This is a genomic window from Pseudomonas sp. COW5, assembly GCF_026240005.1.
Classification (GTDB): domain Bacteria; phylum Pseudomonadota; class Gammaproteobacteria; order Pseudomonadales; family Pseudomonadaceae; genus Aquipseudomonas; species Aquipseudomonas kribbensis.
Genome location: NZ_JAPHVP010000001.1, coordinates 6,137,280 through 6,160,608 on the forward strand (window position 1 = coordinate 6,137,280; position 23,329 = coordinate 6,160,608).

Sequence of the window (23,329 nt, forward strand, 5' to 3'; positions counted from 1 at the left end):
TCCATGACTGCATTATTTTTGTGATCAGGCAGAGACAGCACGCGCCCCGCCAGTCAGGCCCCGGTATCAGGTACCGGTTCGGTCATTCGAATTCAGGAAGATGGCGCGGCACGCGCATGCAGACTCGCGTCGCACGCAGGCACACACAGGAAACCGGGGGGAGAAAGGCTGGCGAAGAACACCGCGGCGCGGTCCGCGCAGGCAGCTGGGGAGATGACTGAATCGTTGACGACGTCCGTCGCCCTGCTCATTGCATCGTCGATTGCAAACCGCGTGATCAATTGAAACCTCGACTTCCATTTGAGGGTCAACGACGAGGAACAACCTGCGCGGTGGGTGACAGCGCCAGGGTGGTCCCGATCGGCTGCGACTGCCGGGTCTGTAGACACACGGCAATCTTCTGGCGCCGGGTTTGTGACCCGTAGCGCCGGCGGATAATAACCACGTTTTTTGCTGGAGAGGCAAACAAAATGTAGGAAAAGTGCGAAATAAATATCGGGGGTTTCCTACGCCATCGGAATGATGGCCAAGCGACCGGGTTGTCATAAATGCGCCCGCGCAAACCTGCCCGTCCTTCAGGCATCCACTGCCGGAAAACCACGCAAAGACCCCGGCCTGACAGCCAGGCAGTCGTTACTTCAAACACAGCCTTCAGGCATCGCTAACAAGCGCTAACAACGCATAACTGGCAGTCGATCAGGTCCTGGGGGCAGGATTGACGCTCACCGCTGAACGTCAGGCAACCTGCAGACATCATGGGTTGTCGCGGTCGGTCGAACGATGGTTTTGCGAGGGATCCGATCATGGCTGAAGGTTATCGCCAACATTGCCTGTGCGAGGCTGACCGACTCGGCAACGACGAACTGTATGCCTTGGTCTCGGGTGCCGTCAGGCATGACAGGGCTGAATCCCAGCAACTGTTTGCGACGGTGACACCGTTGCTCATCGCCTATTTCGAAGGCCAGGTTCAGGCCGGAAGGATCAGTCGCGAGGACACCGGCCGCCTCGTCCAGCAAGCCTTCAAGACCCTGTATCTCGAGCAGGCCCGGCATGACCCCGGCTTTCCGTTTCGGGCATGGCTCATCGAGATTGCACGATCCACGTTGCTCGACAACCTGGGCCATCGGGGCATCACAGCGCCGGACCACCCCACGCCGCTAGCGGGTGCGTCTGCCGCAGAACGTCACGACACCCCACGATCAGCCTGCATCGATCTTTCGACGCAGTGAAATCTTCACCAGAGAATGCCCATGATCAACATCGAAAAAACGCTCTACACCGCGCAGACCTGCACTACGGGAGGCCGTGAGGGGACCGCACGCAGTCACGATGGTCGACTTGATCTCAGGCTCTCCCCACCGGGCGCACCGGGGACGGGAACCAATCCCGAGCAGTTGTTCGCGGTGTGCTGGTCGGCTTGTTTTCTCGGTTCCCTGCGCCACGCCTGCAACGCTCGCAGGATCGGCTTCCCGGCAAACGCCGGGGTGGAGGCTCAAGTCGACCTCGTACACGCAGAGCACGGGTTCTTCCTGCAGGCCCGCCTGGCCGTGTCGCTGCCGGAGATCGAGCCGGAAGTGGCACGCCAGCTGATCGAAGCGGCGCACCAGAATTGCCCCTACTCCAAAGCCACGCGCAGCAACATCAACGTCAGCATCACCCTCGCCTGATCCTTCCTCTGCTGCTCCCGAACCGGCCAGCCGCCGACACGCCAGACACGCCTGCCCTGCCCGGTGGCCATGCAGCGACACCATGGTGCAATAGAGGGCTCCCAGGGCTTTTGATGTGATGGCGGCAAACCGACAAAAGCCAGGAGTAGCGCATGAAAAAGCTGACGACCGCCGCCGGCGCACCAGTGGTGGACAACAACAACTCGCAGACCGCCGGCCCGCGAGGCCCGGTGCTGTTGCAAGACGTATGGCTGCTGGAAAAGCTGGCGCATTTCGATCGTGAGGTCATTCCCGAACGGCGCATGCACGCCAAGGGTTCGGGGGCGTTCGGCACCTTCACCGTCACCCGTGACATCAGCCGCTATACCAAGGCCAGACTGTTTTCGAGCGTGGGCAAAACCACCGATATCTTCGTCCGGTTTTCCACCGTGGCCGGCGAGCGTGGTGCCGCCGATGCCGAACGTGACATTCGCGGGTTTGCCATCAAGTTCTATACCGAGCAAGGCAACTGGGATCTGGTGGGCAACAACACGCCGGTGTTCTTTCTGCGCGATCCGCTGAAATTCCCCGACCTCAACCATGCGGTCAAGCGCGACCCGCGCACCAACCTGCGCAGCGCCCGCAACAACTGGGATTTCTGGACGCTGCTGCCCGAGGCGCTACACCAGGTGACGATCGTCATGAGTGATCGCGGGTTGCCGCGCACCTACCGCCACATGCATGGTTTCGGCAGCCATACGTTCAGTTTCATCAGCCCGGCGAACGAGCGATTCTGGGTGAAATTCACCTGGAAGACCGAGCAAGGCATCGAGAACCTGACCGACCAGCAAGCCGCGACCCTGATCGGCGATGATCGCGAAAGTGCCCAGCGCGACCTGTACACCAGCATCGAGGAAGGCCACTTCCCGAAATGGAAGCTCTACGTGCAAGTGATGCCGGAGCTGGACGCCGAGACGTACCCGATCAATCCCTTCGACCTGACCAAGGTCTGGCCCCACAAGGATTACCCGTTGATCGAAGTCGGTGTACTCGAACTCAACCGCAACCCCGACAACTACTTCGCCGATGTCGAGCAGGCAGCCTTCAACCCGGCCAACGTCGTGCCCGGCATCAGTTTTTCACCGGACAAGATGCTTCAGGCTCGCCTGTTCTCCTACGGCGATGCACAGCGTTATCGCGTGGGCGTCAATCATCATCAGATCCCGGTGAACGCCCCACGCTGCCCGATCAACAGCTATCACCGGGACGGCCAGATGCGCACCGATTCCAACGCAGGCAGCACCCTCGGCTACGAGCCCAACAGCCATGGCCAATGGGCCGAACAACCTGATTTCAGCGAGCCACCGCTGGCCCTCAAAGGCAGCGCGGGGCACTGGGATCACCGGGAGGACGGCGACTGTTTTTCGCAACCTGGCGCGCTGTTCCGGGCCATGACCATGGCCCAGAAACAGGCCCTGTTCGATAACACCGCACGCTCGATTCATGGCGCCAGCGCAGCGTCGAAACAACGACACATCGACCACTGCACTCGGGCAGATCCGGCGTATGGCGCAGGGGTCGCGCAAGCCATTGAGGCACTGGGCTGATCTGCAATGACGCTGGCAGGGAGCCGAAACAACAACGCCCGGATTAACCGGGCGTTGTTGTTTGTACGGGTCAGTCAGGCAATGATTCGCGGCTGAAGGCCTGCACCTCCTGCACCAGACCGCGCGCCGCCATTTCCACCAGTTGCCGGCCCTTTTCCGGCGAAGCCTGGGCCGGGTCCGAGCCCATGCGGCCATCGGGGTGACGGGCACGGAAGTCCGCGGCTTCGCGGATCGGGCCCCAGTTGGCGATCTGCGGCGAGTAATCGGCCGACTTGATGGAATCGGGATAGGCCCACTGGGTCACGGCGATTTCCGAAGGTGTCGCATGAATGCCGTGGCCGGTCGGGAACTGGTCACGCGCCAGCTCGTTCACACCTTCCAGATCCCACCAGTTGCACAGTTTCAGGGCAAACCCGGCCTTGCGCCGGGCAAAACTCGCCTCGGCGTACAGCTCCGAAAACGCCGCTTCGATCGAGGCGATGTTGCCGCCGTGGCCATTGAGGAAAAAGATCTTTTCAAAGCCGTGGGCAGCCAGCGAACGGGTCCAGTCCGCAATGGCGGCGATGAAGGTCGAGGGCCTGAGCGAAATGGTGCCAGGGAAACCGAGGTGATGTTGCGCCATGCCGATATTGAAGGTCGGGGCGATCAGGATGTCTGCACTTTTCTGCGCTTCATGGGCGATGATCTCCGGGCACATCCAGTCGGTGCCCAGCAGGCCGGTCGGCCCGTGCTGTTCGTTGGAGCCGATCGGGATGACGATGGTGCGGCTGCGTTCGAGGAATTGGGCGATTTCGGACCAGGTCGATAGGTATAAAAGCATCAGGATTCTCACTCTTCGAAGGTTCCTCGCGGAACGAGGGTTGGCGTTCAATGCACCTGCAACAGCAGCGTCATTGATAACACCCGCCTCCCTTCGACGACAGAATACGAAGGTATCGGAATCGGCAGAACGCTCTAATCGCGAACGAGAAACTCACGGGGCGATTCGCCCATGACCCGTCTGAACATCGCACTGAAGGCACTCTGGCTGGCATAGCCCAGGTCCCGGGCAATCACCCCGACGGACTGCCCTTTGTCGAGCCGGTCGATAGCGGTCGCCAGCCGCACCTGCTGCAGCCAGTGGCGGAAATTCAGGCCGGTTTCATTGACGAACAGGCGAATCAGTGTGCGCGAACTGGCGCCAACCCGGTCTGCCCAATAGCCGATCGAATGGTCTTGTCCGGGGTCCTGCAGAATCGCCTCGCACACCGTGACCAGTCGCCTGTCGACCGGCCACGGCACTTCGATCGGCAACGTCCGCGCCGCCTGCAGTTCACTGAGTATCAACGCCACGATGTGTGCATTGCGCCCTTCCTGCGGGTATTCGATCGGCTGGTCGGCCAGGGCCAGAATCAACTCGCGCAGCAGTCCGGGGATCTCCAGCACTTTGCAGTGATGGCCCAACCCTGCGCAGACCTGCGGCTCGATGTAGATCGAGCGCATCCTGACCGCGCTCAGCATCAACTGGTCGTGGATCACCCCGGGCGGAATCCATAACGCCCGCTTCGGCGGCAGGATCCACAACCCGCGTTCGGTGGCCACCCGCATCACGCCGTTCGAGGCATACAGCAACTGCCCGTGCCGATGCACGTGCGGCTCGTTGTATTCGCCGGTGGCCTGATCGCGCACCAGCACGGTCATCACTCGCGGCACATCCTGATAGTCGGGATAACGTTCGCTGCGCGGCGCGGACTCACGCCTGGCGACGACCTTGCGCACCTCTTGTTTCATCGGGTGGAGTCTCCTGAAAACAGCCCTTGATCGTCGTAAGGCCACGATTGTCACTTTGGCGACAAATCCTGGCATTTGCCATGACCGGCCCATTGTTAGCCTTGCGCTCATTGTTCATCAATGAGGCTTTTCCCATGGCAATCACCCGCAATCTCTCCAGCAGCCAGCAGGCCATTACGGCGGTGATCGGCCTGCTGATCCTGTCCATCGCCCTGCGGCCGCCGATCATTTCGGTGGGGCCGATTCTGCTGTTGATTCAGCAGCACTTCCAGTTGAGCTACACCCAGGCCGCACTGCTGACCTCGATCCCCGACGTCTGCATGGGCGTGTTCGCGCTGGTGGTTCCGAGCCTGGCCAGACGCTTCGGGATCGATCGCAGCGTGGTTGTCGCACTGACGCTGCTGGGGGCCTCGACCTTGCTGCGGGCGCTCTCGCCGAATGCATTTTTCCTGCTCGGCAGTACGTTCTTTGCCAGCGTCGGCATTGCAGTCGCCGGTGCAATGACCGGTGCGTGGATCAAGACTCACTTTGCGCAACGGCCGGCATTGTTCATGGGCATCTATGCCGGCGGACTGAGCCTGGGCGCGACCCTCGCGGCAGTGTTCAGCGCGCCGATTGCCGAGCTGGCGCAGGACTGGCGGGTCGGTGCCGGGATCTGGAGCGTACTCTGTGTCACCGCCATCGCCAGTTGGGTGTGGATGGCTCGGCGTTTTGCGACATCGTCGCCAGTGATGAAATCGCCGTCGCACCAGCGCAAGCGCCTGCCGTGGGGCAATCCACAGGCGTGGCTGATCGCGTTGAATTTCGGTGCCGGTCAGTTCGTGGTCTACGCCCTCTTCGCCTGGATGGCGCCAGCGTCGGTGGAAGCGGCCACGGCGAGTGTGTCCCCGGGCATTCTGCTGGGCATTTTTACGGCGGTGTTCGCCGTGGCCAGCGTGGGTGCGGGGCTGATTCCAAGCAAGGCCCACGACCGGCGCGGCCTGCTCGGACTTTCGGCGTTGCTGGCCCTGCTGGGGCTGGGCGGCATGGCGTTCCTGCCGGCGTACTGGCCGATGCTTTATGTAGTGCTCGCAGCCATCGGGCTGGGCATGGGTTTCACCGTGGCCATGACCTTGCCGCTGGATCACGCCAGCACCAGCGAACAGGCCGGATTGTGGACGGTGTTCATGCTGTTCATCGGTTACCTGATCGCCGCGCTCGGGCCGTTGCTGTTCGGTGCCCTGCGCGAATACACCGGACACTATGGCCCGGCGTACACCTTGCTGTTCGCGGTTCTGCTGTTGATGCTCGGCATCACCCCGCTGCTCAGAGTGACACCGGCAGCATCGCCACAGGTGTCCGCTGCCTGAGCGGGAAGTGACAGACCTGCGACGCGCCTCGGCACGTCGCAGGGTTTCAGTTGGCCGCAGCGGCTTTTTCAATCAATCGGGCCACCGGTACCGGGTTCGACACCATCACCACGTGAGAGCCGCCCTTGACCACCTCGACTGCCTTGGCATCGGCACGTTTGGCCATGAACGCCATCGCCTGGGGCGGGATGTTCTTGTCCTTGTCGCCGTAGATGTACCACGACGGAATGTGCTTCCACGCCGGCGTGCCGGCCTGTTCGTTCAGCGCTGCTTCGGTGACCGGGCGCTGGGTCGCGGCCATCAGCGCCGCTTGTGCAACCGGGACATCGGCGGCGAACTGATCGTGAAACTTGCTCTGCTGGATGTACAAGTCCTTGCCGCCGTCGGCCAGCGCAACGGGCGCCGCCAGTGTCGGGCCGAGGGTGCTGCCGGGAAACCTGCCGGCGAGCCCGGCAACGGTTTCGCCGGCCTCGGGGGCAAAGGCACTGACATAAACCAGCGCTTTGACATTGGCATGATCGTTGGCCGCCTCACTGATGACGTTGCCGCCATAGGAGTGACCGACCAGTACCACCGGCGACTGGATGCTGCTCAGCAAGGCCGAAACCGCCGCGCCATCGCTCTTGACGCCACGCAATGGATTGGCGGCGGCGATCACCGTGTAGCCATCCTTCTCGAGAATTTTCGCCACGCCGTTCCAGCTCGACGCGTCGGCAAACGCGCCGTGCACGAGTACCACGGTCGGTTTGGCGGATTGGCCGAAGGCACTCACGCCCAGGCACAGGCCGGCAGCGAGGGTCAATGCAGTCAATGTTCTTTTCATGTGACAACTCCTTGTGTGACGGGATCAGGGGGCGTATCGGGTGAAGACAAAATCGTGGTTCCGCACCCGCGCCTGATGGCATGCGAAACAGGTCTGGTGCTGGTCTTCATCGGCAGGCTTGCCATTGATGAAGCGGCCGAATCCCCAGCCACCGGTCGAGGCGTATTTGCGCGAGTCCTTGACCATCACCTGAACGGTGGTGGCCGCCCCCGGAATCGAGGCGGGCTCGAACTCCGGGGACTGCACGTGCTTCCACGCCAGCTTGACCAGCACCGTGCCGTCGGGAAACGGCAGCGTCTTGCTCTGGTAAGCCTTGATCGCCCGGTCATTGCCCAGCACCGCGCGCAGTTCATCCAGCGGCGCGGCTTCCTGGGCCGGGGCAATCAGCGCCCACTGGCGATAGTTTTTCGGCAGCTTCACGCCGTAGATCGGCGAGGCGTCGCCATCGTCGGCCTCGCCCAACGCGACACCGGTGGCGGCCAGTGCAGCGAGCGCAATGGCCGCCGGCAACACGGCCCAATGGTTGAGTTTCATCGTCGAATCCCCTCAGGCCGGCTATCAGAGATGATCGGCATCGATCACCGCCTGAGCGAACGCTTGCGGCGCTTCCTGTGGCAGGTTGTGACCGATGCCGCCGCTGACAAGGCGGTATTCGTACTTGCCGGTGAAGCGTTTGGCGTAGGCCTCGGCCGGTGGATGCGGTGCGCCATTGGCGTCGCCTTCCAGGGTGATGGTCGGCACGCCGATCAAGGGGAATGCCGCCAGTTTTTTCTCCAGCGGATCGTATTGCGCTTCCCCTTTGATCAGCCCCAGACGCCAGCGGTAGTTGAAGATCGACACGGCGACGTGATCAGGGTTCTGCAACGCAGCGGCGCTGCGGTCGTAGGTCGCATCGTCGAAGTTCCATTTCGGCGACGCCAATTGCCAGATCAGTTTCGCGAAGTCATGGGTGTTTTTCTCGTAACCCAGACGCCCGCGCTCGGTCGCAAAATAGAACTGATACCACCACTGCAACTCGGCAGCCGGCGGCAGCGGCGTCTTGCCGGCGTCCTGGCTGCCGATCAGGTAACCGCTCACCGCCACCAGCGCTTTCACCCGTTCCGGCCAGAGCGCGGCGACGATATCGGCGGTGCGTGCACCCCAGTCGTACCCGCCGAGCACCGCTTGCTTGATGTTCAAGGCGTCCATGAAGTCGATCAGGTCTTTCGCCAGCGCCGCCGGCTGGCCGTTGCGCACGGTTTTCGCCGACAGAAAGCGCGTATCGCCATAACCGCGCGCATAGGGAATCAGTACCCGATAGCCTTTCTGCGCCAGTGCCGGGGCCACGTCGGTGTAGCTGTGAATGTCGTAGGGCCAGCCGTGCAGCAGGATCACCACCGGCCCGTCGGCGGGGCCGGTTTCCGCGTACGACACGTCCAGCAGTCCGGCCTTGACGTGTTTCAGCGCGCCGAATGAAACGGTGCTGCCGGCGGTGATCGCGTCGATCTTGCCGCCGGGTACTTCGGCGGCGCTGGCGTAGGCCGAGGCGATGCCCAGCGCAATCGCCAGCATCGAAACGGCGAGCACGCGCCGGGATTGGGTTACAGCGTTATGGTCAGTCATGCCGAGTCTCCCTCGAGAACCGCCGGGCGGCGGTTCCGGGCTTTGGTTGAAGGGCTTGCGTTGAAGGGCTTAGCGTTGAAGGAATTGCCGATTGAAGGGCTAGCGCGCGGCCTGAGCCGTGGTTTTCTGCGCAGCCGCGCGCAGTGGCCGGAAGGCTTCGCGCAGTTCTTCGCTGAACAATTGCGGTTGCTCCCATGCCGCGAAGTGACCGCCCTTGCTGACCTCGCTGAAGTAGGCCAATGACGGATAGGCACGTTGCGACCAGACTTTCGGCGCACGGTAGATTTCGTGGGGGAACACGGTGATCGCGACAGGGACCTTGATGTCCGCGGTCTTTTGCGCGGCGGCACTGAAGTTATTGTTGTTGTTCTCCCAGTAGAAACGGGAGGACGAGGCGCCGCTGTCGGTCAGCCAGTACAGGCTGATGTCGTCGAGCATTTCATCGCGGCTCAGCACCTTCTCGGGCTGACCGTCGCTGTCGGTCCAGGCGGCGAATTTTTCATACATCCACGCCGCCGTGCCGGCAGGCGAATCCGCCAGCAGATAACCGATGGTCTGTGGCCGGGTCACCATCATTGCGCCATAGGCCGCGTTGCGCCCGAAGAACTTGCTGAGCGAGTTGAACGCCGTCAGTTCCGGGCCGCTCAGCCCTGCCGGAGCGGGGTCTCCGCCATTGATCGGCTTGACCAGTTCCGGTGGCACCGTGGCGGGCATGTTCAAGTGAATGCCCAGCAAACCGGGCGGTGCCAGACGACCCAGTGCATCAGAGATCACCGAACCATGGTCGCCCCCCTGAGACACATAGTGGGTGTAACCCAGGCGTTTCATCAGCACATCCCAGGCCCTCGCCACCCGATCCGGACCCCAGCCGAGTTCGGTCGGCTTGCCGGAAAAACCGTGACCGGGAATCGACGGAATCACCACATCGAACGAGTCCTCCGCCTTGCCGCCATAGGCCACGGGATCGGTCAGCGGGCCGATGGTCTTGAGGAACTCGAATTGCGAACCCGGCCAACCATGGGTGAGGATCAGCGGCATCGCGTTGGGGTTGCGCGAGCGCACGTGGATGAACTGGATATCGACGCCATCGATCGTGGTCACGAACTCCGGCAAGGCATTGAGTTTCGCCTCTGCCTTGCGCCAGTCATAACCGCTGCCCCAGTACTTCACCAGAGCCTCGACCTGCGCCAGTTGCACGCCCTGGGACACGTCGTTGACCGTTTCCTTGTCGGGCCAACGGGTGTCGGCAATGCGTTTGCGCAGATCAGTCAATTTCGCTTCATCCACATGAACGTGGTACGGGCGAATGGCTTGCGACTGATCGGTTGTCGGGCCGGTGGCCCAGGCGCCGCTGCTGCCTGCCAGCACGGCAAGGCCCAGGGCCCCTCTTCTGATGGCTGACGCCAGGCAATGGCGCCATGTGGAACCGCACGTAACCGCAACCATGTTGGATCTCCTTGTAGTCATTATTCGAAAGGCATCGCCAATCGGATCAGACCACCCCGCCACCCTCGCAGCGATTACACGATGGTGTCGGTCGATACCTTGGTATGACGCGCAAAATCGCGCTCGAATTCAGCAGCGGTTAACGGGCAAAATGCGGCGGGGATACGGCTCGGCGAGCCGGCACATTCGAATGACCTGGCAGAACAAGGATTGCGGATGCGTGGGGAAACAGCGCTCGAACGCCCGTGCGGCACAACATCGGCCACTTCGCAGTGGTGGGTGATCGGGCTGTGCATGCTGTTCAACGTGATCGACGGTCTGGACGTGATGGCCATGGCCTTCACCGCCAGCCGGGTGTCAGCGGAGTGGACGTTGAACGGCGCGCAAACGGGCCTGTTGTTGAGCGCCAGCCTGGTCGGGATGGCGCTCGGATCGCTGCTGGCCGCGCCCAGGGCCGACCGCTTCGGGCGCAGGCCGTTATTGCTCGCTGGCCTGCTGCTCGGCGGACTGAGCATGTTGCTGTCGTTCTGGAGCCAGGATCATCACGTATTGATGCTTTTGCGATTGCTGACCGGCATCGGCACGGGGGCGGTGCTGGTGGGGGCGAACGTGCTGACGTTCGAGCACGCCAGCGCGCAGCGGCGCAACCTGGCCATCGCGTTGCAGTCCCTCGCCTTCGCCATGGGCGCCAGCCTGGGCGGGGTGCTGGCTCACGTATTGAATGATTTCATGGGCTGGCGGTATGTCTTTCTCGCGGGTGGCTGTATCACGCTGGCGGCGGCGCTGGCGGGCGTCTTCTGGCTGCGAGAGTCACCGTCATTTCTGGCACTTGAACGCCGTGGGCCTGTCGCTCCAACGTCGCCTGACAAGGCAATCCGACCGTTTTCGCCCGGTCAGTGGCAACAGACCACGTCGCTGGCGCTGGCACTCTTTCTGTTGATGTTCTGCTTTTACTTCGTGATGAGCTGGACCCCGAGTCTTCTGGTGCACAACGGTTTTACCGATCGGCAAGGCGCGCGGATCGGCGTTCTGTTGGCGTCGGGGGGCATGCTCGGCGCCCTGTTGCTGGGACTGGCGGCCAATCGGTATGGCTGCCGGCGATTATCGTCGGGTTTCCTGCTGCTCAACGCCGCCCTGCTGCCACTGATGGTGCCGGCCTCGCACGTGCCCGGTCTGGCCGCGCTCGTGGCCGTCACACTTGGCCTGATGCTCAACGGTGCGGTCGCCGCCCTGTATGTCCTGGCCCCTCAGGCGTTCTGCACGTCGGTCCGTACGACCGGCGTCGGCGTGGTGCTGGCGATGGGGCGCCTGGGGGCGATCATTTCGCCGATAGTCGCCGGTTTTCTGCTGGATGCCCGATGGACCGCGCAAGAGCTGTTCACGTTCTTCGCCGGCAGCCAGCTGTTGGCAGCGCTGCTGATCTGGCGTGGCACCAAGGAACAATGATCAGCTTGCCCGTCGTATTGCGCGACTCGATATCGCGATGGGCCTGCTGCGCGCCGTCCAGTGAATAACGCTGGCCGATGAAGATTTTCAGTTTTCCGGTGCTGACCCACGCGAACAGTTGCCGGGACTTGTCCAGCAGGAGCTCGCGGTTGCGCACGTAGTGCATGACCGAGGGATACGTCAGCTTGATACTGCGCGGCACGCTGAAGATATCGATCGGCGGGATCGGGTCCATGAACGGCCCGTACAAGGCCAGGGTGCCGAAATGGTCCAGCAGGTTCAACGATTCGGCGAAGCCCTCCGCCCCTGTGCCGTCGTACACCACATTCACCCGCTGCCCCTCCGTCAGACGCATGACCTGGCCGGCAACGTTGTGCGCCCGCCCGATCACTACGTAGTCAGCCCCGGCCGCGAGCACCGCCTCCACCTTGTCGGCCTGGGACACCCGGCCAATGACCTTGCCGCCCCGCAGCTTGATCAACTGGGTCAACATCAGCCCCACGCCCCCCGCCGCCGCGTGCACGAATGCCACATCGCCCGGCTGGATCGCATGCACCTTGTCCACCAGATTGCTGGCGGTCAGACCCTGCATCATCAGACTGGCGGCGGTGCTGAAGTCGATCTCGTCCGGCAACGGCACCAACTGGCTGACCGGGGCGATCACCTGTTCGGCGTAGCTGCCCGGCACGTAATGCCAGGCCACGCGGTCACCGACACCGAACTCCGTCACCTGCGGTCCGGTGGCCAGAACGACACCGGCACCTTCCGCACCCGGCGTCAGCGGCAGCTCCCAGGCAGCGCCGAGGCCGCGACGGACACCGGTGTCCATGAAATTGACGCCCGCCGCCATGACCCTGACCAGGACTTGTCCGGGGCCCGGTTCCGCCAGTTGAATGTCTTGCACCGTCAAGACTTCGGGCCCGCCAAAGGCCTGGATCACGACTGCTTTCATTGTGTTCTGCCCTGCCACAGGGACGACCTGTCCTGCTACCGTTCGGGTGGCAGGAGCGCGGACGTCACGTTGTCTTCATTCAATCGCCGGAGGGCGTTGAAACCAGTACCAAGGGTGGCCGGGTGGTGTATCCGCGCAGTTTCGCGAACAGGCTCATTTGCATGCTTGTGTGGCTTGAGGGGCCGTATATACAGTGGCTTACAAAAGCCCCGGGCGGTCTGTGATGCGCATCGCAATGCGTGAGGGCGGCCGATATTCGCGAAAAGCGACACCAAAGTATGATGGGCGAGTGCCATCAGAAGGCGCATCTTTGTTCAACGGTGACTGCACAATGAGAATCGACATGGCGAACGAGCGGGAGCGCGTCATCGAAGACGGTCCGGGCCACGTCAATGACAGGGGCCTGCCAATGCCTGAGGCCGACTCGATCATCGACAGCATTCCGGCCATGGTCGCCTTCATGACACCGTCCGGTGAACTGGAGCAGGTCAACCGGCAAATCCTGGACTACATCGGCATCCCCCTCGATGAACTGAAAAACTGGCAGGCCAGCGACACCCTGCACCCGGACGATCTGCCATCGGTCAGCGCGGCGTGGATGCATTCGGTCAGCACCGGCACACCTTACGATATCGAGCATCGGATTCGGCGCGCCGACGGTGTCTATCGCTGGTTTCACGTGCGCGGCCTGCCGGTCAGGAACAGCGAAGGCACCATCACTCGCTGGTGCGTGTTGCAGGTCGATATCGATGAGCGCCGACGGGACAAGGTCTTGATCGCCAAAGCTCTCGCGGAGGTCAGCAGCTCGGAGGAACGCCTGCGCGGCATCATCGATGCCGTTCCCGGGTTCGTCTGGAGCGCGTCCCCCGAAGGCAGTGTCGGATTCGTCAACCGGCGGTGGTGCGATTACACCGGCATGTCGCTCGAAGAGGCGTGCGGCGATGGCTGGGTGGCATCGATCCATCCCGACGACGCCCCCGGACTGGGCGGTTACTGGCAGGCGCTTCTGCACTCGGGCGATGCGGGTGAGTACGAGGCTCGCCTGAAACGCTTCGACGGCATTTATCGCTGGTTTCTGATTCGCGCCGTGCCCCAGCGCGATGAGGCGGGCCGGATCGTGCGCTGGTATGGCGAAAACACCGACATCGAAGACCGCAAACAGGCGGAAGCCTTTCTGGCCAAGGCCCGTTCCGAACTGACACATCTGGCCAGAGTCGCCAGCCTGGGGGCAGTCACCGCGTCCATTGCCCATGAGGTCAACCAGCCGCTGGCCGGCATCATCACCAACGCCAGCACCTGCCTGCGCATGCTCGGGGCCGATCCGCCGAACGTCGACGGAGCCCTGGAAACCGCACGCCGCACCATTCGCGACGGCAATCGGGCCGCCGATGTGATCAACCGCTTGCGAGCGTTGTTCTCGAAAAAAAGCATCACGATTGAAAACGTCGACCTCAATGACGCCGCACGGGAAGTCATCGCCATGCTGCTGGGCGAGCTGCAACGCAATGGCGTGGTGCTTCATCCTCGATTCGCCGAGGGCCTGCCGCCGGTCAGGGGCGACCGGGTCCAGCTTCAACAGGTGATCCTCAACCTGATCATGAACGCCGTCGAGGCCATGAGCAGCATCACCGGTCGCTCCCGAGAATTGATCGTCAGCACCGGCCAGGAGCAAGACCGGAGCGTTTATCTGGCGGTGAAGGACAGCGGCACCGGGGTCGATCCACAGGACATGGAACGGATTTTCAATGCCTTCTACACCACCAAAAGCTCGGGCATGGGGGTCGGTCTGTCGATCAGTCGCTCCATCATCGAACACCACGACGGGCAACTCCGGGCCTCTGCCAACGACGGCCCGGGTGCGACGTTCGCCTTTTCAATCCCGTATGCCGACAACCGCGAGGCCTGTGATCGCGTCATGGAGAATCACTGATGGGTAAGTACTTGCTCGTATCGGTTGTCGATGATGACGAGTCGGTTCGTGAGTCGCTGCCTGACCTGATCAGGGAGTTCGGATTCGCTGTCCAGGCGTTCGCCTCGGCGCAGGCGTTTCTGGCCTCGCCTTATCTCGGCCTGACCGATTGCCTGATTCTCGATGTGGCCATGCCGGGCATGTCCGGGCCGGATCTGCACAAGGAACTGCTGCGTCGCGGCTATCGCATTCCGGTGATTTTCATCACCGCTCACGCCGACGCCAGCCAACAGACGAAGCTGTTGAACACCGGCGCGGTGGAGTGCCTGTTCAAGCCTTTCAGTGAAGCGCAACTGATCAAGGCCCTGAGCGCTGCCCTGCCCCTCGACTGAACGCGAAGCGGTAAAGAAAAGGAATCGACATGTTGAACTCGAATCACACAGTGTCCCCCGGCCACGGAGCATTTCCGATGAGTGATGTCACGCCTGTGGTGTTCGTTGTGGATGACGACGTCTCCGTGCGCGAGTCGCTGGAACTGATGATCCGATGCGCCGGCTGGCAGCCACGACTCTTCGAATCCGCGCAGGACTTTCTCGCCGAGCCCCGCGCGCGAGTACCCAGCTGTCTGGTACTGGATATCAACCTGCCTGACTTGAACGGTCTGGATCTGCAGACGTCACTGGCTGACGAGCGCTACAACATGCCGATCATCTTCATCACCGGGTACGGAGACATTCCGCGCACGGTGCGGGCCTTGAAAGCCGGTGCGGTGGAGTTCCTGACCAAACCGTTCAACGATGATGAGCTGCTGACTGCCATGGGCGATGCGCTCGAAGGCAGCCGTGCGGCTCTGGAGGGGGAAAAAGCCCTGCGTTCCGTGCTTGAGGCCTACAAGACCCTGACGCCCCGCGAACAGGAAATCATGGCCGCGGTGGTCAGCGGTCGTTTGAACAAACTGATCGCCGCAGACCTCGAGATCAGCGAGATCACGGTCAAGGCCCACCGGGGCAAGGTCATGCGCAAGATGAAAGCCCGCTCGCTGGCAGATCTGGTGAAAATGGCGGCGCTGATCACCCCCGCGTGATGCGAAGGCTTTGCCAGAGGCTTTCCAGCCGGCGCAGGTCAAGGGTGTCGAAGCCTTCCGAGACCTGCTCGCGACACGCGCTGAGCAACGCCTTGGCCTGCTCCGCCCTTCCCTGTTCCAGCCAGAGCCTGGCCAGATCCATCGAAGTCCTCAACTCCCATGCCCAGGCCCCCTGATCGCGGCTCAGCGCGATGGACGCCTCAAGCAGGGTCGTGATGGCCTGGACATTTTCACCATCGATTTCCTTGAGAATACCGGCCTTGATCCGCAGCAGTTCCGGCAGCGCGAAGGCGTCGCCGCTCTGACGACAGTGATTGATGGTGCCGTCCACCAGCATCAGCGCCTTCGCGTGTTGCCTACCCAGAATCAGGCCCTCGGCCAGCGCGATTTCAAACGATGTCGTGAGCAGTTCGTAGCGCATGCCACGCAGCCGCGCCAGGCTTTCTTCCAGCAGCGGCACCGCATCACCAGGCTGTTCGGCGCGGATCGCAATCGCCGCCCGCAAGCCTTGGGCGGCGGCAATGTAGGGGCCAAGGGCATTGGTCTCGGCCACGGCACTGAACCGTTCAAGGCTGGCGGCTGCCTTCTCCAGATCGCCGGTCCAGATATAGATGCACAGAATCCAGACCATGGCGATGCAGTAGGTGACCGGATGCTGCAGCGCCGACGCCTCGGCTTCAATCAGTTCGGCCCAGTGCCGGGCCTGATCGGGAAAGCCCTGTAGCCACAGCGAACGGGCCAGTGCCAGCCCGGTGCGATTGCGGTGATCGAAGCCGTAGTAGATCGTGTGGCTGGGATGGGACGGCAAACTGTTGCGCAGCGAGCGCTCCAGCTCCTGGCGCGCCAGACGCTGATCGCCCAGCAGATGATGGGAGATGCCGGTCAGCGATGAAGCGATTGCGATGGCCGCCGGCTGATTCAAGAGGTTGCCGACCACGGCTGCCTGCTCCGCCCACGCCAGCGACGAAGGGAAATCACCAATGCGTTCGTAGAAAATCTGCAAGCGGCCAAGCAGCCTCAACTGCGACCCGTGGTCAGCCAGCGCAACGGCGATGTCCAGCGCCCGGAGCAAGGCCTTCTCGGCCGCTTCGCTGTTGCCCTGAGTGAACATCAGCACCAGCCCGAGCGCCGCCTGCAGTTCCATTTCGGTCGACGTGCCGTAGTACCCCAGTTCGAGCAGTTCCACGGCCCGGGCACACCAGGTCCGGCACTCGACCAGCAAGGAAAAATGCAAAAACAAGGGTGCACTCGCCGCTGCCAGGGGCAACGCCAGACCCGGATCGCCATGGGGCCCGAAGCTCCACTCCAGCGCACTGCGTACGTTGCCCAACTGACTGGCAAGGCGCGCAAAGTTGCGGAAAAACTCATCGGGAGAGGTGCCGGGATGGCCCAGCAGATCCATGTAATAGGCCGCATGCCTGAAGGCCAGCGAGTTCACTTCGGCGTCGCCCCGGGCCGCCAGTTTTTCCCGGGCGTAGGCGCGTGTCATCTCGAGCAGCCGATAGGAGTCCGTCGAATCACTGTGATCGACCGTGACCAGCCCTTTGCACACCAGATCATCGAGGATCGCCGCCACCGCAGGGCCTTCGGACTGAGACTCGGCAACCACCTGGGACGCCGCCTCTTGAGAGAACGGTCCGACAAACACCGACAATCGCTCCAGCGCCAGACGCTCCGGCGCCGACAACAGGTCGTAACTCCAGTCGAGCATGGAACGCAGCGTCTGATGCCGCGGGACCGCCGTCCGGCGCCCCGACCAGCCCAGTGAAAAACGCTCGCCGAGCAAGGCGTGGGTGGCCTTCAGGCCGTGGCTGGCAACCCGCATCGCCGCCAGTTCGATCGGCAGGGCCATGCCCTCCAGGCGCTGGCAGATGTCCGCGATCATTTGCCCGCCATCCGCTTCCAGCAGCAACGCCGCATTGCTCGACGACGCGCGTTCGACAAACAGTTTGATCGCGGCGAATGCCAGCAGCTCCTGAGTGGACAGGTGCCGGGACTCGCGAGGAAACTCCAGCGGATTGAGCCAATGCACGTACTCGCCACGCACCCGCAACGGCTCGCGACTGGTTGCCAGAATGCCCACGTCGGGCGCGCTGTCGCTGATCTGTTCCAGAAGGGTCGAAACGGCGTCGATCAGGTGTTCGCAATTGTCGATGACCAGCATCAGTCGCTGCTCGCGCAAATGCGCCAGCAACACGAACATCGGATCTTCGGCCTGCACGGCGATTTCCAGCGACCGGGCCAGTGCTGAAGGCACCAGCGTGCTGTCCTCCACCTGGGCCAGGTCGACGAAGCAGACGCGTTCGTAACCCTGGGCCGCGATGCGATGCGCAACTTCGATGGCGAGGCTGGTCTTGCCGACACCGCCGGGACCGACGAGGGTGAACAACCTGGGCTGCTGCAGATGATCGACGACCAGTTGCAGGTCGGTTTCGCGACCGATCAACTTCGCCCGCGGCGGCAGGCTGCTGGCGGCCCGGAGATGCCCGGTCTCCGTGGGCGTCGGCTGAACCCCGGACAGTTGCCTTTCCAGCGGCGCCACGAAGGCATAACCCACACCCACCTGAGTCGCGATATAACGCGCGTGCTCCTCGCCATCCCCGAGAATCCGCCGCAGGCCCGTCATGTGAAAGCGCAGACTGCCTTCGGCGACCACACTGTCGGGCCACACCTTTTCGATCAGATCGTACTTGGACAGCACCCGCCCCGGCTGCTCGAGCAAAGCAATCAGCAGATCCAGCGCCCGACCGCCGATCTCCACCGGCACCCCGTTTCTGGTCAGCAGCCTTTTGCCTGGAACGACGCAAAACGGCCCGAACACAAACCGGGTCATGAGTGATTCATGCAAAGCGTCTGGAATAGACTCCACGAGGGGCGATCTCACTGGGAAACGAAGGGGGCGTCGCCGGTTGCAAGCCACAGGCGCAGGCCCCTTGCATCATAGGAGTTTTGCACGGTCGTTCAAGCCTGACGCGTGCGGAGTGAGAACTTCAGCCGGTAATTTCGGCCCCTATGTTCGTAGCCCCCTTCGTTCGCAAATCGATGCCTGCGTCGAAGATCAGTCGCGATAGCGTGCAGCCGGCTCACTGCGCGACAGATCAGGCATCAGCTTCTGGCGCGCCGCCTCGTAGGCATTCCAGTCGGCGATCTCGGGAAGTGCCGGAATGGTGACGAACTCGCCTTGGTCGAGGCCGGACAGTGAAGCGTCCACCATGTCGTCCGCCCGCATCACAATGGCCTCCGGCAGATGCTCCAGCGGTGTGCCGGCCACGCTCCAGAATTCGGTGGCCGTCGCGCCGGGCAGCACCACCTGGACCCGGACATTTCTGTCCGCCAGTTCGTGACGCAAGGATTGGCTGAACGCGAGGACGAAAGCCTTGGAGCCGCCGTAAACGCCGTTCAACACCTCCGGGGCGATGGCCACGATCGAGGCGATGTTGATCAACGTGCCGCCGCCTCGGGCGACGAAGCCCGGGACCGCCGCGTAAGTCAGCCGCATCAGCACGTTCACGTTGAGCGTGAGCAAGTCGTCGAGCTTGTCGACGTCCGACTCCAGCAAGGGATGAGTCGCGCCAACTCCGGCATTGTTCACCAGCAGAGAAATGTTGGCGTCCGTTTTGAGGCGATCTTCGACCCTTGCCAGATCGGCTTTTACGGACAGGTCGGCAGCCAGGACTTCAACCTGACGGCCAGTTTCTTCGTTCAGGCGCTTGGCCAGGACATTCAGGCGGTCGCGATTTCGCGCGACCAGGATCAGGTCATGGCCACGGCGGGCCAGGCGTTCAGCGTAAATGGCACCGATGCCGGACGAAGCGCCGGTGATTAGGGCAGTGCCAAGGCGGGATTGAGTCATGTCGAGTCTCCAGGGTTGTGGGAAGTACTGGAGAACAGGATGCGACGGCTTGGCCATATCTCAAATGACGTATATGGTATGGATTCAGGACATTCGAGAAATCACCATGCATCGCATCGGCTACTTGCTCACCGACGGTTTTCAGGTGCTCTCCCTGGCGACTCAAGCCGTTTTCGAGTTCGCCAATCAGATCGCCGAAGCGCCCTTCTACAGCGTCGAAAACTTCTCGCCGGACGGCGGCATGGTGCGCTCCTCGCTGGGGCTGGCCATGGAAACCCGCCCGCTCGAGGCGCCCGGGCTGGCCGACACCTGGATCGTTGTCGGGGTCAACGATCCGGAAAAAACCGACACAACCTCCGCTGTGCTCGACTTCGTGCGCCAGGCTGGCAATCAGGCACGGCGCACCGTCGGCATCTGCACCGGCGGCTTCATCCTCGCCGAAGCCGGCCTGCTGACCGGGCGCCGCGCCACAACCCACTGGGCCTACGCGCAGGCCTTGCAGAAACGTCATCCCGAAATCAGCGTCGACGTCGACCGCATCTATATCGTCGACGGCCCCTTCTGGACTTCGGCGGGCATGACCGCCGGCCTCGACCTTGCCGTCGGCATGGTGGAAAAGGATCTGGGCGCCGATATCGCGCGCTCGGTGGCGCACAAACTGGTGATGCACCAGCACCGCTCCGGCGGCCAGTCGCAGCATTCGGAAATGCTCGACCTCGCACCCAAATCCGACCGCATCCAAAGCGCGCTGAACTATGCGCGGCAGCATTTGAGCCGACCGCTCAGCGTCGAAGAACTGGCCGGCGTGGCACACCTGAGCCCTCGCCAGTTCACCCGCATATTCAGCGCAGAAACCGGCCAATCCCCCGCCAAAGCCATCGAAGGCCTGCGCCTGGAGGCCGCTCGATTGATGATCGAGCAGAGCCGACACTCACTCGATGTGGTCGCCAGCGAATCCGGTTTTCGTGATCGGCGCCATATGCGGGAAGCGTTTATCCGAGGCTTCGGCGTGCCTCCGCAGGCGGTGCGGCGGGATGCGCGGCAAGCGGTGGTCAAGCGGGTGGAAAGCGTAGATATCGCGGACTGACGAGGCTTCCCCTTTGTTGGAACATTGAGAGGTGTAGAAAAAAAGAAAAATGGCCGAGGTCGTCAGTTACACCTGACAACCTCGGCCATTTTCATTTCAGCTATTGAGCGACAACAGTCAGCCGATCACGTCTTCACCTCGACATGGTCCAGCGCCTGATTCACCGCCAACCCCGCGACCATCACCACTTGCGCGATGCCAAGCGCCGTTTTGCGGTGACCGGGTTCCAGGATCGCGGCGAAGTTGCTGAGCATTTCGCTGGCGGAATCGAGGGATTCGCTGGCATTGGCCAGGAGGGATTCGCTGTTGTAGGCGGGATTGGCCAGGAACATAGGGTCGTGCTTGGTGTGACTGCCCATGATGCGTTGTTGCGGGGTGAGGTAGTGGTCGAGGGCGCGTTCGGCGGCTTCGTTGAGGGTTCTTGAATCAGGAAATTTATAAGGTGAAACCGGATCGGTTTCTGGTGGGTTGGGTGTTGGTTTGATCATGGTGAAACTCCTAATTATTGATAAGGAGCCTTCACCCTCGCTACCAAACGAAGGGTGGCGGCCAATACGCGGGTTGGTAGACCGGTAACTAGGAACCCGGCGCACCCGAAGGTGCCCTGCGCATGGCCACCATTAAGCAGAGACCCGAAGAGGTCTGCGAACGATGCGCTATGCGACTAGTTAACTCGGGCTACCAAACCCGATCACTGTTTTTCAGTGACCATGGAACGATAAAACCCGCGCCCTAGACGCACAAGCCGGCGGATTCTGGCGTAGTCGTAGGCAATGACGCAAGGTGATGTAGCCTTGCGGGCGTAACGGATGGTGTCTTTTAAACATTTTTTTGGGGGAGGGTAAACGGGTGGATCAAGAGAAGTCTTTACCCGTTATTTTTGACAGGCCGCTTTCGGCCAAAAGCGGACGTTCGGCTTCAATCTATTTCAACACCGAGTAGGCATACGCGGGGCCTATTTTTAGCCTGTCTCCATCGGCTCGAGATCATTGCAATCGAGTATCAAAACTTTAAGGCAGCACGGAACTCAGTTAGGGTTGTGCAACCTTCATTTCATTATCCGTTCCTGGATGTCTCCGATGCCTTTCAGCACCGTCGTTCTGTTTAAGTGCCCTATTTGTACACATACTAGTCGGACCTCGGTACCTGCTCCCGACACAAGCTGGCTTGAAGAACCTTCCACTCGAAATACTGTGATTGACTGTGATAATTGCAGAACCCGTTACGACGCCACCGTGAAAAAAACTTCCTACAGGTACGAAGTCACATTAGTGGATTACCAGAATGTGGAGGTGTTCTCCAGTGAGCTCACAGAACTTTCCGATTCGCCCGCTACCAGCTCTGGTCAGAATAACGTTCGAGCGACTGACGATCCGCTATTCGAGTTCTTGTCGAGCTACAGCCATATGACTGAGGTACTGCATACATATGGTATTGGCGGATCAGGATTACTCAAAAGCTCTGCTCCGGAAATTAATAAGCTAGCGCTTTCAGGACTAATCAGCGCAATGGAGGCTTATCTCGCCGACACACTTATGGCACTTGTGGCAGAAGAGATAGGCGCGACTGAGAATCTTCTCTTGAAAGAGGAAAAATTGTCTTCTCAGAAGATCACCCTTTTTGAAGCATGGAGTGAAAGTTTGACGGTGGAAAGACGTGTCCAGGACTACTTGCGAGATCAAATCTATCATCGACTGGGAAAAGTTGAGCAGCTTTATCAGATAGCTTTCAATATTCAGGTTTTCCCCAACCTTGAACTCAAAGAGCGACTTCATCGTGCGGTGGCTCTTAGGCACGATATCGTGCATCGTAATGGGAGAACCCCTCAAGGCAAAGAACAGGAGTTCTCGAGCATTGCGGTACTAGCAATGATGAGAGACGTTCATGACTTCGTTATGCACGTGAATAATCAACTTTTCAAAGCGCTAATCGATGCCCAAGAGGAAAACCCCATCGACGAGGTTTGAATCGCCCCGGATATTCTAGATCATCCGATGATCTGCCTTTGGCCGGCAGCAGTTGCTGTGAGCGTCCCCTTACGACCGCTTTTCTTCGTTATCAGAGGAGGCCGCGCTCCTGCATGCGTTCGAGCAATGCCTCGAAAATAAATCCGTCCCCTTTTCTTCCCATCACTGTTTTTCAGTGACCCGGAAACGATAAAACCCGCGCCACAGACGCACAAGCCGGCGGATTCTGGCGTAGTCGTAGGCAATGACGCAAGGTGATGTAGCCTTGAGGGCGTTACGGATAGTGTCTTTTAAACGTGGATTTCTGGAGGGTTAAACAGGTGGAAAAAAATGAGGGCGGATTCCGAAATAAACTCGCCCCCCTTTTCTTGCTGTAGCAAAAATGGGGACGGATTTATTTCTCAGAAAATAAATCCGTCCCCATTTTTGAGGTCGTTCATTCCTGTGGATAAGGCGCTTCATCTGTCGACCGATGCCAAATAGAACCATGGGCTCGGCTGAGCTCGGCGGAATACCTGTCGCACAACATTTCGATGGCTGCTGTATCAAGCGCCTGATCTGAAGAGGCGATTGCCCCACCACAGGTCAGGTACAAGTACAACGCAGCCAGCGCCTCCAGCCTCGACGAGTCGGACTGCACGGTAAACCTTGAGACATCTACCTCGCTCGCCTCGATTTCGATGTAAGGGTCATCGCTCTCTCTGTCTTTCACATACAGGTATGTCCAAGAACGGCTGTTCACAGGGTATGAATTACCATCCGTGTCTACGTTTCGCCCAGGGCCATAG

20 protein-coding genes are annotated in these 23,329 nt (G+C 61.2%); 10 read left to right on the forward strand and 10 right to left on the reverse strand.

The features are described 5' to 3' along the window. Positions 1-803: 803 nt before the first annotated feature. The 3 genes from OQ248_RS27960 (at position 804) to OQ248_RS27970 (ending at position 3,253) form a co-directional block, all read left to right on the forward strand. Positions 804-1,229 (forward strand): hypothetical protein, encoded by a 426-nt coding sequence (locus OQ248_RS27960; protein WP_265814865.1) that lies wholly within the window; start codon positions 804-806, stop codon positions 1,227-1,229. 21 nt (positions 1,230-1,250) lie between these two features. Beyond that, positions 1,251-1,667: an organic hydroperoxide resistance protein gene (locus tag OQ248_RS27965; protein WP_265814866.1), complete on the forward strand. Its 417-nt coding sequence runs from the start codon at positions 1,251-1,253 to the stop codon at positions 1,665-1,667. A 152-nt stretch (positions 1,668-1,819) separates the two neighbouring features. After that, positions 1,820-3,253 carry a catalase gene (locus OQ248_RS27970; RefSeq protein WP_265814867.1) on the forward strand — a complete coding sequence of 478 codons (1,434 nt, stop codon included), beginning with the start codon at positions 1,820-1,822 and terminating at the stop codon, positions 3,251-3,253. Positions 3,254-3,323: 70 nt separating this feature from the next. On the opposite strand, the gene OQ248_RS27975 is transcribed toward OQ248_RS27970, so the two are convergent. Then, on the reverse strand, positions 3,324-4,073 hold the full coding sequence (locus tag OQ248_RS27975; protein ID WP_115077463.1) for a creatininase family protein: 750 nt from the start codon (positions 4,071-4,073) through the stop codon (positions 3,324-3,326). Between the two features lie 134 nt (positions 4,074-4,207). Next, positions 4,208-5,023, reverse strand: coding sequence for a helix-turn-helix transcriptional regulator (locus OQ248_RS27980; RefSeq protein WP_265814868.1), 816 nt, complete (start codon positions 5,021-5,023; stop codon positions 4,208-4,210). Positions 5,024-5,157: 134 nt separating this feature from the next. Between OQ248_RS27980 and OQ248_RS27985 the strand changes: the two genes are divergently transcribed. Beyond that, positions 5,158-6,372: an MFS transporter gene (locus tag OQ248_RS27985; RefSeq protein WP_265814869.1), complete on the forward strand. Its 1,215-nt coding sequence runs from the start codon at positions 5,158-5,160 to the stop codon at positions 6,370-6,372. A gap of 46 nt (positions 6,373-6,418) precedes the next feature. Here the strand turns inward: OQ248_RS27985 and OQ248_RS27990 are convergent, their stop codons facing one another. The 4 genes from OQ248_RS27990 to OQ248_RS28005 all read right to left on the reverse strand — a co-directional run bounded on the left by OQ248_RS27990 (position 6,419) and on the right by OQ248_RS28005 (position 10,243). After that, a complete protein-coding gene (locus tag OQ248_RS27990; RefSeq protein ID WP_265814870.1) occupies positions 6,419-7,195 on the reverse strand; it encodes an alpha/beta hydrolase in 777 nt (258 codons plus the stop codon). A gap of 24 nt (positions 7,196-7,219) precedes the next feature. Continuing rightward, positions 7,220-7,729 (reverse strand): cytochrome P460 family protein, encoded by a 510-nt coding sequence (locus tag OQ248_RS27995; protein WP_265814871.1) that lies wholly within the window; start codon positions 7,727-7,729, stop codon positions 7,220-7,222. A gap of 24 nt (positions 7,730-7,753) precedes the next feature. Then, positions 7,754-8,797, reverse strand: coding sequence for an alpha/beta hydrolase (locus OQ248_RS28000; RefSeq protein ID WP_265814872.1), 1,044 nt, complete (start codon positions 8,795-8,797; stop codon positions 7,754-7,756). A gap of 99 nt (positions 8,798-8,896) precedes the next feature. After that, complete coding sequence (locus tag OQ248_RS28005; RefSeq protein ID WP_265814873.1) at positions 8,897-10,243, reverse strand: epoxide hydrolase family protein; 1,347 nt, start codon at positions 10,241-10,243, stop codon at positions 8,897-8,899. A 216-nt stretch (positions 10,244-10,459) separates the two neighbouring features. Here OQ248_RS28005 and OQ248_RS28010 point away from each other — a divergent pair, with 216 nt between their 5' ends. Continuing rightward, positions 10,460-11,689 carry an MFS transporter gene (locus OQ248_RS28010; protein ID WP_265814874.1) on the forward strand — a complete coding sequence of 410 codons (1,230 nt, stop codon included), beginning with the start codon at positions 10,460-10,462 and terminating at the stop codon, positions 11,687-11,689. On the opposite strand, the gene OQ248_RS28015 is transcribed toward OQ248_RS28010, so the two are convergent. After that, positions 11,622-12,641, reverse strand: coding sequence for a quinone oxidoreductase (locus tag OQ248_RS28015; protein ID WP_265814875.1), 1,020 nt, complete (start codon positions 12,639-12,641; stop codon positions 11,622-11,624). The two genes, OQ248_RS28010 and OQ248_RS28015, sit on opposite strands and share 68 nt — an antisense overlap. Before the next feature lie 343 nt (positions 12,642-12,984). Here OQ248_RS28015 and OQ248_RS28020 point away from each other — a divergent pair, with 343 nt between their 5' ends. The 3 genes from OQ248_RS28020 (at position 12,985) to OQ248_RS28030 (ending at position 15,634) form a co-directional block, all read left to right on the forward strand. Beyond that, positions 12,985-14,571 carry a PAS domain-containing sensor histidine kinase gene (locus OQ248_RS28020; RefSeq protein ID WP_265814876.1) on the forward strand — a complete coding sequence of 529 codons (1,587 nt, stop codon included), beginning with the start codon at positions 12,985-12,987 and terminating at the stop codon, positions 14,569-14,571. Further along, positions 14,571-14,942, forward strand: a complete 372-nt coding sequence (locus OQ248_RS28025) for a response regulator (RefSeq protein ID WP_265814877.1) — start codon at positions 14,571-14,573, stop codon at positions 14,940-14,942. Before OQ248_RS28020 ends, OQ248_RS28025 begins: the two co-directional genes overlap by 1 nt. A 77-nt stretch (positions 14,943-15,019) precedes the next feature. Continuing rightward, entirely contained in the window at positions 15,020-15,634 is a 615-nt protein-coding gene (locus tag OQ248_RS28030) for a response regulator (RefSeq protein WP_134827209.1), read from the forward strand. Here OQ248_RS28030 and OQ248_RS28035 read toward each other — a convergent pair. Together OQ248_RS28035 and OQ248_RS28040 are read right to left on the reverse strand one after the other, a co-directional pair. After that, a complete protein-coding gene (locus tag OQ248_RS28035) occupies positions 15,621-18,503 on the reverse strand; it encodes a winged helix-turn-helix domain-containing protein (protein ID WP_265814878.1) in 2,883 nt (960 codons plus the stop codon). The genes OQ248_RS28030 and OQ248_RS28035 overlap by 14 nt on opposite strands. Positions 18,504-18,692: 189 nt before the next feature. Beyond that, positions 18,693-19,487, reverse strand: a complete 795-nt coding sequence (locus OQ248_RS28040) for an SDR family oxidoreductase (protein WP_265814879.1) — start codon at positions 19,485-19,487, stop codon at positions 18,693-18,695. 106 nt (positions 19,488-19,593) lie between these two features. Here OQ248_RS28040 and OQ248_RS28045 point away from each other — a divergent pair, with 106 nt between their 5' ends. Further along, positions 19,594-20,574 (forward strand): GlxA family transcriptional regulator, encoded by a 981-nt coding sequence (locus tag OQ248_RS28045; protein ID WP_265814880.1) that lies wholly within the window; start codon positions 19,594-19,596, stop codon positions 20,572-20,574. A 125-nt stretch (positions 20,575-20,699) separates the two neighbouring features. Here OQ248_RS28045 and OQ248_RS28050 read toward each other — a convergent pair whose 3' ends face one another. Continuing rightward, on the reverse strand, positions 20,700-21,062 hold the full coding sequence (locus tag OQ248_RS28050) for a hypothetical protein (protein WP_134827212.1): 363 nt from the start codon (positions 21,060-21,062) through the stop codon (positions 20,700-20,702). 747 nt (positions 21,063-21,809) lie between these two features. On the opposite strand from OQ248_RS28050, the gene OQ248_RS28055 reads away from it, so the two are divergent. Beyond that, on the forward strand, positions 21,810-22,541 hold the full coding sequence (locus OQ248_RS28055) for a hypothetical protein (protein WP_265814881.1): 732 nt from the start codon (positions 21,810-21,812) through the stop codon (positions 22,539-22,541). Positions 22,542-23,329: the final 788 nt, after the last annotated feature.

Bases quoted from the DNA above. Each gene is read 5' to 3' on its own strand.
- OQ248_RS28025 (WP_265814877.1), top strand. From the start codon at position 14,571: ATGGGTAAGTACTTGCTCGTATCGGTTGTCGATGATGACGAGTCGGTT.
- OQ248_RS27975 (WP_115077463.1), bottom strand. From the start codon at position 4,073: ATGCTTTTATACCTATCGACCTGGTCCGAAATCGCCCAATTCCTCGAA.
- OQ248_RS27985 (WP_265814869.1), top strand. From the start codon at position 5,158: ATGGCAATCACCCGCAATCTCTCCAGCAGCCAGCAGGCCATTACGGCG.
- OQ248_RS28015 (WP_265814875.1), bottom strand. From the start codon at position 12,641: ATGAAAGCAGTCGTGATCCAGGCCTTTGGCGGGCCCGAAGTCTTGACG.
- OQ248_RS28050 (WP_134827212.1), bottom strand. From the start codon at position 21,062: ATGATCAAACCAACACCCAACCCACCAGAAACCGATCCGGTTTCACCT.
- OQ248_RS28010 (WP_265814874.1), top strand. From the start codon at position 10,460: ATGCGTGGGGAAACAGCGCTCGAACGCCCGTGCGGCACAACATCGGCC.
- OQ248_RS27995 (WP_265814871.1), bottom strand. From the start codon at position 7,729: ATGAAACTCAACCATTGGGCCGTGTTGCCGGCGGCCATTGCGCTCGCT.
- OQ248_RS27990 (WP_265814870.1), bottom strand. From the start codon at position 7,195: ATGAAAAGAACATTGACTGCATTGACCCTCGCTGCCGGCCTGTGCCTG.
- OQ248_RS28020 (WP_265814876.1), top strand. From the start codon at position 12,985: ATGGCGAACGAGCGGGAGCGCGTCATCGAAGACGGTCCGGGCCACGTC.
- OQ248_RS28005 (WP_265814873.1), bottom strand. From the start codon at position 10,243: ATGGTTGCGGTTACGTGCGGTTCCACATGGCGCCATTGCCTGGCGTCA.
- OQ248_RS27960 (WP_265814865.1), top strand. From the start codon at position 804: ATGGCTGAAGGTTATCGCCAACATTGCCTGTGCGAGGCTGACCGACTC.
- OQ248_RS27970 (WP_265814867.1), top strand. From the start codon at position 1,820: ATGAAAAAGCTGACGACCGCCGCCGGCGCACCAGTGGTGGACAACAAC.
- OQ248_RS28045 (WP_265814880.1), top strand. From the start codon at position 19,594: ATGCATCGCATCGGCTACTTGCTCACCGACGGTTTTCAGGTGCTCTCC.
- OQ248_RS27980 (WP_265814868.1), bottom strand. From the start codon at position 5,023: ATGAAACAAGAGGTGCGCAAGGTCGTCGCCAGGCGTGAGTCCGCGCCG.
- OQ248_RS28040 (WP_265814879.1), bottom strand. From the start codon at position 19,487: ATGACTCAATCCCGCCTTGGCACTGCCCTAATCACCGGCGCTTCGTCC.
- OQ248_RS27965 (WP_265814866.1), top strand. From the start codon at position 1,251: ATGATCAACATCGAAAAAACGCTCTACACCGCGCAGACCTGCACTACG.
- OQ248_RS28030 (WP_134827209.1), top strand. From the start codon at position 15,020: ATGAGTGATGTCACGCCTGTGGTGTTCGTTGTGGATGACGACGTCTCC.
- OQ248_RS28000 (WP_265814872.1), bottom strand. From the start codon at position 8,797: ATGACTGACCATAACGCTGTAACCCAATCCCGGCGCGTGCTCGCCGTT.